Origin of the sequence: Streptomyces sp. SID3212 (assembly GCF_009865405.1) — a bacterium.
Taxonomy (GTDB): domain Bacteria; phylum Actinomycetota; class Actinomycetes; order Streptomycetales; family Streptomycetaceae; genus Streptomyces.
This window is the reverse complement of sequence record NZ_WWJY01000423.1, coordinates 17,794-30,061: the sequence shown is the minus strand read 5'-3', so window position 1 is coordinate 30,061 and position 12,268 is coordinate 17,794. Positions and strand designations below refer to the sequence as shown.

Here is a 12,268-nt window from a genome sequence, read left to right as displayed (position 1 = left end):
CCGCGCCGGCCGGCGCGCCCGCGCCCCGGCCTCCTCGGCGGGCCCGGCTGACCGTGGCCGACGACATCGTACGCATCGGGACGCCCACCACGGTCGAGTTCGCGCTGGCCGTCACCGACCCTCGGGGCCCGGACGTGGACAGGTCGGCGCCGGTCTCCGTCCTCGTGATCGCCACGCCCCTGTCCTCCGCGACGCTGGAACCCTCCACCGTCTCCTGGGCGACGGACGACGCGGAGCCCGCGCGGTTCACCTTCACGGCCTGGGAGGCGGGCGAGCACCGGCTGCGCTTCCGGGTGTACGCCCCCGAGCACGGCAAGGTGTTGCAGGTGGTCGAGACGACGCTCCCGGTCGCGGTCCCGGAACCGCTCGGGAGGCCGTGAACCATGGCCCGCGAGCTGAACTCCGAGGTCGTGCACAACCCTTCGGACGACTTCACCCAATGGCCCGAGGACCATGGACAGCGCCCCCTCGACCTGTCCGTCGTCCTGTCCGTCGGCGCCGACGACCGTGTCGAGATGATCGCGCTCCCCAACGGCAAGCGTGCTCCGCGCACCCGCGTCCACCGGGCCAACCTCCACGTCTCCGGCACCGCCATCCGCCATCAGGCGGATCGGCTGCGCGGTCGGTGGCAGGATTTTGTCCGCCACCAGCCCCTGGAAGCCGACGGGATGCCGTCCGGGCCGCTGTTCCCCTTCGCCGCCACCCATGACCTCCGATCCCTCCGGAGCACGGTCGTCCCGGTGATCGAAGAACTGGCCGAGGTCGGGGCCTACACACTGAACCGGATCCTCGCGGGAACGGACAGCGATCTGGTGAGGTTCCGTGAGTTCCTGCTCGGCGAGCTGCGCCTCGAGGGCCTGCGCATCAGCTTCGACTCCGACCTGTCGTTGCCCTGGCCGATGTTCGCGGTACGGACCGAGGACTCGGCGACGCCCTCGTTCCTCGGCCACCGGCACGAGATCGAGCAGACCGGGGCGTCGTACGCACCCTTCCACTCCCCGGCCGTCCGGCCCCTCCCGGTCACCAGCCTCAACACCGACTTGGCGCTCGACGGCGTCGGCCGCTCCCAGGAGGTGGCCGAACTACTGGGCGAGCGTTCCACGTTGACGGTGCGCACCCACGCGGACGATCTGCTCAAGTCGCTCTCGGACGCGGAATTCGACGAGGACCTGATGTACTTCTGGTGCCACGGCGCCTTCGAGGAGTACGGGGTCCACCGCACCGTGGGAGTCCGGCTCTCGGACAACAAGGTCATCGACGCGGATCTGGTCCACCAGCAGCGCGAGGAGTTCCGCGCCTCGGGGGATTCGGTGTTCCGTCCGTTCGTGCTGCTCAACGCCTGCCACGCGGGGGTGCCGACGGCGACGGCCGAGCTGGAGTACCTCGGCAGGGCCTTCGTCGAGCACGGTGCGGCCGGGGTGCTGGGCCCGCAGATCGAGATCCCCCAGATCTTCGCCTCGGAGTACGCGCACGCCTTCCTCGACCGCTATCTGACGGGAGCGCAGACCGCCGGAGAGATCTGCCGCGCCCTGGTCCGCCACTTCCTCGACGAACTGCACAACCCACTGGCCCTGGCCTACCTGCTGTTCTGCGGCATCGACAGCCTCTTGGAGATCCGACCGTGCACGTCATCACCGTTGACCTCGACGAACGAGGACGGCTCAGTTCGCCCGACGGTCGTCGTACCGTCCCAGGCAACCGGATCGCCGAGCACCTCGCGGAGCACGTCCGCACCCCGGACCGGGTGACGGACCTCTACGTCTACGTACATGGCTGGCAAACCGCGCCACCGGCCGCGCACCGTCGCGCGACAGCCCTGCTCACCCGGGCCCGGGGACTGCTCGCCGCTCGTCCGGACCGCTATCCGCAGCTGGCCCGGGGGTACCGGCCGGCGGTCGTGGTCGTGCGCTGGCCGTCGTCCAGCCTCCCCTCGCTGGGCGGCTACCGCCGTATCCGTGATCGCGCCCACGCGATGAGCGCGCCCGCCCAGGGCCACGCGCCCCACGTTCTCGCCCACCTTCTGGGCTACCTGAACGCGCGGCGCCCCGACCCGGCGGCTGCCCCGGTCCTCGCCAACCGCGACGGCCAGTATCTCCATCTCGTGGGCCACTCGTTCGGCGGCCGTTTCCTGTGCGAGGCCGTGCAGTGGGCAGCGACGCCGGACGCGCCGCGGGTCCTGGGGTGGAGTTCGCCCGCGCCGTACGGACGCCCCTTCACCGTGGACAGCATGCTCATCTTCCAGATGGCGGCCCCCCGCGACGCGTTCGACCGCCTCTTCCCCTCGCTGTTCCCGTCCGGCGGGAAGTCCCGTGCTCCGCTGCGCGGACCGCTGGTACTGACCCACTCCCGCTGGGACCGGGCGACCGGCTTCTGGCATCTGCGCGCGGAGGGCTCCGCCGGCATCGGCCACTCCGGAGCCGGCGCGGCACCGGTCCCCCAGTTCCACACGCGACTGCTGCCGGTGCACGAGCCGTACCGGCTGTCGGCACTGGATCACCGGCTTGTCAACGTGGACGCCAGCATGCGCTTCCGCGGCAGCGGCCGGACCCACCTGGCCCCCGCCGGAGCCCACTCCGACTTCGACCACCCCGAGTCGGCCCACCTGCTGCTGAGTCTGGCGGGACTGTCCCGCTGACGGTGCCGCCGCCGACGGCCGCCCAGCACGTCGGCACTCGAACACCACATCGGGCCCGAGCAGGAGCACGCCGAACTGTCGCGGACCGACCACCACGCCCTACACTTTCCGGACGGCGGATCGGCCGGACTTCCTGTCAGGGGGCGTGGTGATCGTCGCAATTCATGGCATCCGTTGTTATCCCTACTTCGCGGCGGGCGGCACCGCGCCCCTCGCCGCCGAGGCGCTCGCCACCGAGTGGGCCGCGGCTCTCGGCGTTCCGTTCACCAGCACCGACGTCGCCGCCGCCTACTACTCCCAACTGCTGCATCTCGGAACGGCGCAGGGAGGAGACGACCCGGAGCGGCTGCCGGCGGGCGGACAGCGGCTCTTCGTGGACTGGGTCGCGGCACTGGGCGCGCCCGCGGAGGTCACGATGGGGCCCGGCACTCTTCCCGTACGGCAGGCAGGGGCCTGGCTCGCCGCCCGGTTCGGCCCGGCGGCCAAGGCGTTCGCCGTGGTGTTCTGTCGTGAGGTCCACACGTACGTCGCCGACCCGGACTCCCCGCGTCGCGCGGCGGTGCGCGAAGAGGTGCGGCGGGTGCTGGCGGAGCGACGCCCCCGCGTGGTCATCGCGCATTCGCTGGGCTCGGTGGTCGCGTACGAGGCCCTGTGGCACCGGCCGGTGGACCTCGATCTGCTGATCACCCTGGGATCCCCGCTCGGGATGCCGCAGGTCATCTTCGAGCGGTTGTCGCTGGGTGAGGGCAACGAGGGTGCCAAGGGCGCACGTCCGCCGGGTGTACGGCGCTGGGTCAACCTCGCGGACATCGGCGACATCGTGGCCGTACCGCGTGATCTGCCCGGACTGTTTCCCGGCATCGACGCCCATCACGAGGTCTCCCTGGGCCTGGTCGCCTCGCACAAGGCGACCCGGTACCTGGCGCGCCCCGAGGTCGGCAGGGAACTCGCGGCGGTCCTGGGCGAGGACTGACACGGTCCGCCTTCCGTGGCACGGGGGTCGCGGGGCGGGGCGGGTCAGCCTTCCGCGTCACGGGTCCGGCGTAGGACGACCACCTCCCACTCGCAGCCCAGGGCGAGTTGATCGCCATGGAGGAGCAGGGCGGGGACGGTTCCGGGAACCCCGATGTTCTCGCGCGGCCGGCCGGAGGCGAGGTCCCACACCCGGACGGCGGCGTCGTCCGCGGCAACGACGACCGCTGTCCCCCGTACCGTCCCGCAGGCCACAGCGTTGACCCCCACCGATGCTTCCAGCGGGCCGGTCAGCGGGGCGCCGGTCGTCAGGTCCCATACCCGTACGGTGCCGTCCTGACCGCCCGTCACGGCGAGGGCGACACCGTCCACGACGGCGCAGGCGAGCGCGGTCGCCCACCCCCGGTGCGCCTGGACGGGCGCGCGTCCCGGGAGTCCCGTTTCCAGGTCCCACACACGGAGGGTGCCGTCGTCCCCGCAGGAGACGGCGGTGGGGCGCGCACCGACCTCGACACAGGCCACGGCGTTGACCCCGCCCCGGTGGCCCTCCAGGGAAAGACCTCGGCGGCGCGTGTGTGTGACGTCCCAGCAGCGGACCAGTCCGTCGGCTCCCCCGGAGACGAGCAGGGGCCGGTCGGCGAGGGTGGTGGCGGCGAGCGCGTGGACGGGCCCGGCGCCGACCCGGACGGGGGCGCCGTACGGGGTGCCGTCGGCGAGGTCCCACCGGCGGAGATGACCGTCGGCACCGGCGGAGACGAGGAGGGGGCGGTCGTCGAGCGTGGTGGCGGCGAGCGCGTGGACGGGGCCCGCGCCGGTACTGATGGGGGTGCCGAGGGGAGTGCCGTCCGCGAGGTCCCAGCGGTGGATGTGGCCGTCGGCGCCGGCCGAGGCGAGGGCGGGCCGGTGGCCGAGCGTGGTGACCGCCAGGGCGTTCACCCAGGAGGTGTGTCCGACCGGTGTGGTCGTGCGCTGCCGCTCGCGGGGCACGTTCCACACCCTCAGGGCGGGATCCGTACCGGCCGAGACGAGGAGGGGAGGCGTGGATCCTGGACGGGCGAGGGCCGTGACCGCGCCCATGTGGCCGACGAAGCGGTTCTGTTCGGGCAGGAGGTCCGCGGTGTCCTCGGGGTTCCAGCTCCGGATGGTGCCGTCGCTGCCCCCGCTCAGCACCCGGACCCCGTCGGATTCCGCGACACAGGCGAGGGCGTAGACGGGGCCGTCGTGCGGTGCGGCGGAGCGGGCCGCGAGGGCGAGGGTCCTGGCGTTCCAGACGCGTACGTGTCCGTCCTCGCCCGCGGTGACGATGTGCGGGATCCCTCGGAACTCGGCGCACGCCAGGGCGTTCACGCGGGGTGGATGCCGTATCCCCGTGCCCCGTTCCTCCTCGGTGACCGGCGACCAGACGCGAACGGTTCCCTCCTCGTCGGCGGCGACGATCAGGGTCTCGTCCCCGTCCTCGGTGTGGGCGAGGGCGGTGATCCGGCCGAGCCGTACCGGCACTGTCAGCTCTGTCACCGGCAGGACGCCCCGCAGGTCCGACATCAACAGCCGGCCGGATTCGTCCCCGGTGACGGCGACGTCGACGCCGACCACCTGACCGCAGGCGATGGCCCGGACCGTCTCCTTGTGACCGGTCGGCGGCAAGCCCATCGGGTCAAGGCCGGGAAGGCCCCAGAGGGTGAGCGCGCCGTTGGCCCCGGCCACCAGCAGGACCGGTTCGCCGTCGATCTCGGTACGGGTGAGGGCATGGATCTCCCCGGTGCGGGGGTCCGCCGCGGCGAGCTCGCGTCCGTTGCGGGCGTCCCAGACCCGGAGGTTGCCGTTCCTGCTCCCGGTGACCACGACGGGATCGCCGCCGGCCGAGGCGCCGGCGAGGGCGGTCACCCGGTCGTCGGGGACCTGGAGGGTGAAGGCGTGGGCGGCGCTGATGCGGCTGCCGGTGGCCCAGGACGGCCGCCAGAGCATCGGGGTCCCGGAACCTGGGGCGGGATCGGTGAGCCGGTCGGCCAGGGTGTACGCCTCGTGGCGGACCGCGTCCAGGGCCAGGATGTGCCGCCGCTGTTCCGCGCCTGCCCCTCGGTGCAGGTGCGCGCTGGTCCGGTAGACGGATTCGGCGTTCTTGGCCGCCTCGGACCGGGCGTGCCGCAGTTCGGGCACCAGCCAGTCGGGGTCGGCGTGCACCAGGAACTCCGGCTCGGTGCACAGTTCGTCGAAGCGTCCGGCGTCCACGGCGTGCTGGGCGAGGTGGCGGTGGAGGTAGCCGTGGAGATCCTCCCACCGGGGCCGGCCGCCGGGGCGGTCACGGAGGGAGTCGACCAGGGCTTCGTGGACCACGGTCTCGGGGGTCCGGTCCGTCATGTCCCGGGCGGCTCCCCGCCGGAGTTCGTCGGCCACACTCTGGTGGAGCAGCCGGTGGAGCATGGTGCCGTCCCGGTCAGGGACCGCCCGGAGGAACGCGCTGACCTCGTCGAGGAGTTGACCGACCTTGGCGGCCCCGGCACCGGGAGCGTGGCCGCTCCCTCCGTCCGGCCCGGTGGAGAACGCCCCGGCCACGGTGGCGACAAGACCCATCGGCATGCCGTCGCCCTGGGTGAAGGCCAGGGCCGTCAGCACCGGGCGCAGGAGCTGATGGGCGTGGTCCCTGGCGAAGCTCAGGTCGAGGATGCCGGGCAGGGTCAGGGGGACCCGCGCCCCCAGGTCCCGCGCCGTCCCCGGGTCCGTGAGCAGGTGGCGTACGTCGTCCTGGAGCGCGTACGACGCGTAGAGCGCGGCCATCAGGTACGGGCCGGTCGCCTCCTGTCCGCCGGCCAGCGCCCGGGCGGTGGCGGAGGCGAACTCACCCACGGGGTCTGCGGCGGGGTCGGGGGAGTCGCCGACGGGGCCGGGATCCGGCGGGGTCCCCGCGAGCAGTTTCCCGATGTACTCCCGCAGATCCCCCGTCAGGGCCTCGGGACGTACGTCGTCCAGATCGATCAGGTCCCCGGATGCCCTCGCGAGGGCGTTCAGAGCCGTGAACGGCTCCTCGTCACGGGCGCCGAGCAGAAGCCGGCAGACGGCCGCTCCGTCGGGCCTGACCGCGGAGAGGAGAGGCTGGAGCAGGGCCCGTACCGTCTCCGTCGGGTTCCGTGTCTCGTCCAGCGCGTCGATGAGCACGACCGGGGGCGGCCCGGTCAGCCGGCGGAGGGCGTCGACCAGCCGCTGGGCGTTCCAGTCGTCCGCCGCGTCGGTGCCGGCCCCGGTGCCCGCGCCCGTGTCGCCCAGGCTGAGGCGGAGTTGGCGGGCCGTCGAGCCGACGATCTCCTGGAGGGTCCGCTGGCGGGCGTGGACCGCGGCCAGTGCCGCGCTCATGACGAGGGACCGGCCGAGCGGCTGCCACACCGGGCCCGTGCGCTCGCGGAGTTCGGGGTGCGCGGCGCACAACAGGACGCCTAACAGGGCCGACTTGCCCACCCCGGCACTGCCGGTGACCATCCGGAGTCTCGAACCGTCCACCGCCTCCAGCCAGTTCGCCAACTCTTCGAGTTCCGGGCCGCGCCCGGTGAACAGCCCCCGGGTGCCGTCGGCTTCCGGCAGTTCGGGGAAACCCGCGCCGCCCTGGGCGTGCCGCCGGAAGTGCGCCGGATCGGCGACCTCGTCGAGGAAGGAGCCGATCTCGCCGCCGAGTTGTGCCGTGATCTCGCTGCGGGCCAGATTCAGCGGGCTGGGGTCGTAGCAGGGGTTGGGCAGGAAGGGCAGTTCGGGGCCGGCCGTGTCCAGGGCGCTGGCGGTGGCCCGCTGGGTCATGCCCCCGCGTGCCCGGGCGAGTTCCGCCAGGCGCTCGCGGACACGGTCGACGAACCAGACGAAGTCCACGAAGGGGCGGCTCCGGTCGAATTCGATGTCCTTCGCCCTCATGCGGTCCAGCGTCTCGGCGACCGCCTGGGTGAACAGTCCGTCGACGGCCAGTTCCTCGCCCGCCGCGGCCGCCACCACCCAGGCGCGGTTCGTGCCGTCCATGTCCCGTGTCTGCCAGTCCAGCCGGGCCGCCTGCCCCGCATGGCACAGGTCGAGCAGGAAGAGCACCCGCGCCCGGCGGGGGAAGTCCTCCACCGCCGAGAGCCAGGCGGTCACCGCTGTCGCGGGCAGATGCTCGCTGTCCGCCCCCAGGGCGTAGAGACCGGTGGTCCTGGGCACTCCGTGGCTGAGGACGTGCACGATCAGCACCTCGTCGGCGGACGACCCGGTCAGGGCGGAGTGGACGGCCGCGCCGAGCTGTTCGGCGGTCGGCTCCCGCCGCTCGTGGGTGCCGGTGAGGGTGGTGCACTCGTAGCCGAAGTCCTCGTGCTCCAGTGCCTTCTTCAGCGCCGCCACCCGGTCGTTGGCGAAGACGAGCGGGTCGGGGCCCTCGCCCTCCAGGCCGTGGTCGGGATGCGGGGAGAACCAGGAGACACCGATGCTCAGTGCCCTGCGGCGGGTCGGCGGAGGGGTGGCGGAGGGGTCCCTCGCGCCGGCAACGGTCCCGGACGGCTCCCCGGTGGTGGACGTCATGAGCCGGCGGGCTCCTCCGCCGGGAGGTCCCTCAACCAGCCCTCGGTGTCCTCCCGCAACCGCGCGGCCTCGGTGTGCTCACCGAGATCCGCCAGGACGTCCGCGGCGAGTGACGCCAGTTCCGCCACCCCGTGGTGTCCGGCACCGGCGCGGCTCGCCAGCCGCCGCAGCGCCAAAGCCCCGAGGGCCCGGCTGCCTGCCGTGTCCCCGCACGCGCGCAGGAAGCGGACCTGGCCGAGTACGAGCCGCCGTACCTCGGGGTCCTTGTCGCCCAGCGCCCCCACCGGGTCCAGATGACGTGTCAGAGCGGCGAGGCGGGGCCAGGCCGCGGGTTTCGCCGCCAGGCCCGGGCCGGCGTGCAGCACCAGTCGGGCCCGTACCGTCCGCCGGGCGGTGGCCAGTTCGTCGTCCGTCATCCGCTCGCGGCAGACGCGCCGCAGGACGGCGGGGGTGTGTGCCAGTTCGTCGGCGGGCGCGTGGATCCGTAGCAGCGCGTAACGCCGCAGCAGGTCGATTACGGGAGCCGCCACCGGGTCGGACGTGGACCCGACCGGCGGTACGACGCCGGTCAGGAGGGAGCGCGGTACCGGCCCGGGGGCGAGGACGGCGAGCAGATCGAGGACGCCCCGCGCCGACGGCATGTCCTTGACGACCCGGTCCACGGCGAGCCGGCACACCTCGGCGGCCGGATCCCGCGCCGGTCCCGCGGCCGGATCCCGCGCCGGTCGCGCGGCCAGGTCCCCTTCCGGGACCGAACTCGACGTCGGGTCCGGGCTCCGTGAAACGGCCGGCCCGGTGCCCGGTCCGAGCGCGTCGAGATACGCGGGCAGCGGCGTACCGCTGACGGACAGGAACGTCGCCGCCAGCTCCAGGGCGAGCGGCACATCGTCCAGGCGTGTCGCCAGCCGCCCGGCCTGCGAAGGGGCCAGGTCCGGCGCGATCCGGCGCACCAGCCGGATCCCTTTTCCCCGGGCCAGGCCAGGAAGGCGGTGCACGGTGAACTCCTCGGGCCAGTCGCTGTCGGCCGAGGTCACCAGGATCGCGCCCGGTCCGTCCGGCAACGGGGGCAGCCCGTCCCGGGCCCGGGCGCCGTCGAGGACCACCAGCCACGACGGCACGGCGCCGCCCTCGTCCGCGCGGCGCCGTATCTCCTCGGACAGCTGGGCCGGACCGGGACCGGCTGCGGCCGGACGGTCGGCGGACAGCCACAGCACGACCTCGTACGCGTCCGCGTGTTCGTGCAGGTACTCGACCGCCAGTGCCGTGGCTCCGCTGCCCTCCGCCGCGACCAGGACCTGCGGCTTCGCACCGCTTCCCAGGGCCGCGCGCAGCTCTTGGAGCTGCTTCTCGCGGCCGAACAGTTCCACCGCGCGGGGCGGCGGGCTGCCGAGCACCAGCCGTGTCTCGGCCGGAGCCTCCACGGAGGGGACCGCCACCGCCCCGCCGGAGCGCTCCAGACCGGCGGCGATCTCCTCGTACGTACCGCTCAGCCGGCGCAGTACCTGGGCCGACACCAGCGCGAACGGCCGTTCCTCCCGCAGCCGGGCGACGGCCGTGATGTCGCCGCTGAGCACTGCGGCGAAGTCGACGCGGGATCCGGACCGCTCGGAGACGTGGCGGGAGACGATCTCCAGCACACGAATCGCGGTCGTCCCCCCGATCCCGAGGAGCAGCTCGTCGCGAATCCCCTCACGGAACTCCAGCATGACGTCGTCGCCCCGGGCTCCCTCGCTGTCGGCGGACCGGGTGAGCAGTCCGCCGAGCAGGACCTCCGCGAGCTGGCTGGGGCGCGGATCGCTCACCAGGGCGGCCTGCACCAGGCGCATGACGGGCATGCTCAGCGGCGCGGCGGAGAGGTAGAGGGCGAGCCGGTACGCGTCCGGGCTGGCCGTGCTCCGGAACTGTGCGACCGTCTCGGCCGGGGAGAGGTCGCCAGGAGGATCGGCGCCGGAGCCGTCGTCCGGCCGCGGGTGCGGCGGGAGTTGCGGATCGACCAGCGCGACCCAGGCGGGCAGTTCCGTGATCTCCCCACTGGTCAGCGAGGCCCACGGACCGAGAAAGCGCGGGTCCAGCTCCAGCATCGGTACGGGAAGGCCGTCCGGTGGGGACCCGTCGTCCCGCAGGGACCGCATGCGCAGCCGGCCGTTGGGGGTGCCGGGGCCCGACGAACGCAGTCGCACCGAGCGCAGATCCATCCGGGTCCTCTCCCACATCCGCCGGGGCAGCGGCTGGACGATGGCGACCGGCCCGCTCCGTCCCCACAGGCGGAGCAGCCGGGCGAGGGTGCCGTCGGACCACGAGGGGCTGATGCAGTCCGAGACGACAAGCACCACGCGCCGGCCGGTCGGGTCGACGAGTTCCAGGGGACTGCGGTCGCCGCCTCCCGCTGCGGACCCGCCACCGGCGCGCAGGACGACGCCGCCGGATCCGAACTCCTCGGTGGGCAGCGTCCATTGCTGGACCGACCGGAAGGCCCCGGCGTTCTCAAGGAGGGAGCGGAACTCTTTCACGGCGCGGTCCCACACCACCATCGACACGCTGTCGTCGACCACCAGCGCGAGGTCCAGCCACCGGGCCGGAGCGGGCCCCAGGACCGGCAGCCACAGTCCGGTTCCCGCGATGTTCTCCACCGTGGCCTCCTCGTCCAGCTCGAGCCGGCGCCTCGCCGCGAACCGCGGGGACGGATCGGGCCCCCTCAGTGGGCGCAGGGCGCGTGTCAGTCCCAGGGCGTTGGGGAGCGCGGGCGCGGTGGGGACACGGACCGGGGCCCCGCTCCGGCCTCCGCCGGGCCCCCCTGGCAGCGAGAGCTCCGACCGGGGCGGGGGCGGATGCGGGTGGTCGTCCGACGGCCGCGCCCCGTGGACGGCCTCGGCGGGGACCGGTCCCTCCCCGGCGTCCCCGCGAGACGTGGCGGTGGGGAAGAGACCGCGCAGGTCGCCGTCCGGGTCCGGCTCCTGGTCGTCGGCCGCGCCGGGGCCGTCCGGCGGCAGGAACGCGGCGAGCCACAGGGCGTCCGCCAGCTGCCACCAGTCGAGTGGTGGCTCGGCGTCCGGATGCACCGGTCTCGCGGTGACGTCGTCGGGCATCAGAAACCTTGGTCCAGGGGCCTCAGTACGGTGTCCAGCAGCCTCTCGCGCCGCTCCGCCGACGCGCCGTTCAACAGCAGGAAGATCGCGTTGAGCAACTGGTCGGTGGACAGTTGCACGCGGTCCCTGCGCTCCGAGAACGCCTCGATCAGTTCGGCGCCCCGCGTCACGGCCTCCCGCCCGAGGTGCGCCTCGACGATGCGGAGCAGTTGGTCGCCGCTCGGCTGCGGAAGGTCCAGACGCAGGCAGCGGCGCAGGAACGCGGGCGGGAACTCCCGCTCCCCGTTGCTGGTCAGCACGGTGAAGGGGAACGCGTCGGAGTGGACCCTCCCCTGGCGGATCCGCGCGGAGGGACCGTTGTCGTAGACCTCGACCCGCGCCTCCGGCTGATCGAGGCGGGCCAGTTCGGGAATCTCGAACTGGCCCTCCTCGAACACGTTCAGCAGGTCGTTCGGCAGGTCGGGATCGCTCTTGTCGATCTCGTCGATCAGCAGCACACGGGGCTGACTCCGCGGCAACAGGGCCGTACCGAGTGGGCCGAGCCGCAGATACCGGCCGATGTCGGGGGCGGACGGGGCCGACGGGTCGGGCGGGGCGGAGGCGTACCGGCCGTCCGCGTCGGGGATCGGACGCGGGACGGAGGACCCGGCGCGCAGACTCGCGTCCTGGAGCCGGCCGATCGCGTCGTACGTGTAGAGCCCGTCCCGGAGAGTGGAGCGGCTGGTCACGGGCCAGGCCAGGACCTGGCCGAGATCCAGTTCGTGGGCCACGTGGTAGGCCAGCGACGACTTGCCGGAGCCCGGCCGCCCGGTGACCAGCAGGGGGCGTCGCAGGTACAGCGCGGCGTTGACCGTTTCGACGATCTCCGGTGTCACCTGGTAGACGGCCCCGCGGCCTCTGGTCGGCGGGTCCGGCCAGGCGCCCTGCGGGGCACGCCACGGCGGGGGCGCGGGCAGCCGGTCGATGCCGTCGTGCGGCTCTCCGACGCCCCGGTAGACCCGCCAGTCCCGGGATCCATATGGTGTGCTCACTGCTTCCAGCCCTTCGT

At 73.4% G+C, this 12,268-nt stretch carries 7 protein-coding genes; 4 read left to right on the top strand and 3 right to left on the bottom strand.

Features of this window, described 5'->3' with window-relative positions; translation table 11 throughout:
- From GT042_RS12695 to GT042_RS12680, 4 genes are all read left to right on the top strand, one after another.
- Positions 1 to 380, top strand: a 380-nt coding sequence (locus GT042_RS12695; protein WP_237530744.1) for a hypothetical protein, incomplete at its 5' end; no start/stop codon positions are given.
- A gap of 3 nt (positions 381 to 383) precedes the next feature.
- On the top strand, positions 384 to 1,748 hold the full coding sequence (locus GT042_RS39025) for a CHAT domain-containing protein (protein ID WP_161308805.1): 1,365 nt from the start codon (positions 384 to 386) through the stop codon (positions 1,746 to 1,748).
- Positions 1,745 to 2,635, top strand: coding sequence for a hypothetical protein (locus GT042_RS12685; protein WP_345943752.1), 891 nt, complete (start codon positions 1,745 to 1,747; stop codon positions 2,633 to 2,635). The genes GT042_RS39025 and GT042_RS12685 overlap by 4 nt, the downstream gene beginning before the upstream one ends.
- 148 nt (positions 2,636 to 2,783) lie before the next feature.
- Complete coding sequence (locus tag GT042_RS12680) at positions 2,784 to 3,608, top strand: hypothetical protein (RefSeq protein WP_161308803.1); 825 nt, start codon at positions 2,784 to 2,786, stop codon at positions 3,606 to 3,608.
- Positions 3,609 to 3,652: 44 nt separating this feature from the next.
- Here GT042_RS12680 and GT042_RS12675 read toward each other — a convergent pair whose 3' ends face one another.
- The 3 genes from GT042_RS12675 to GT042_RS12665 are packed head-to-tail and all read right to left on the bottom strand — an operon-like array spanning position 3,653 to position 12,251.
- Complete coding sequence (locus GT042_RS12675; RefSeq protein ID WP_161308802.1) at positions 3,653 to 8,134, bottom strand: AAA family ATPase; 4,482 nt, start codon at positions 8,132 to 8,134, stop codon at positions 3,653 to 3,655.
- Positions 8,131 to 11,220 carry an SAV_2336 N-terminal domain-related protein gene (locus GT042_RS12670; RefSeq protein WP_161308801.1) on the bottom strand — a complete coding sequence of 1,030 codons (3,090 nt, stop codon included), beginning with the start codon at positions 11,218 to 11,220 and terminating at the stop codon, positions 8,131 to 8,133. Before GT042_RS12670 ends, GT042_RS12675 begins: the two co-directional genes overlap by 4 nt.
- On the bottom strand, positions 11,220 to 12,251 hold the full coding sequence (locus GT042_RS12665) for a MoxR family ATPase (RefSeq protein WP_161308800.1): 1,032 nt from the start codon (positions 12,249 to 12,251) through the stop codon (positions 11,220 to 11,222). Before GT042_RS12665 ends, GT042_RS12670 begins: the two co-directional genes overlap by 1 nt.
- Positions 12,252 to 12,268: the final 17 nt, after the last annotated feature.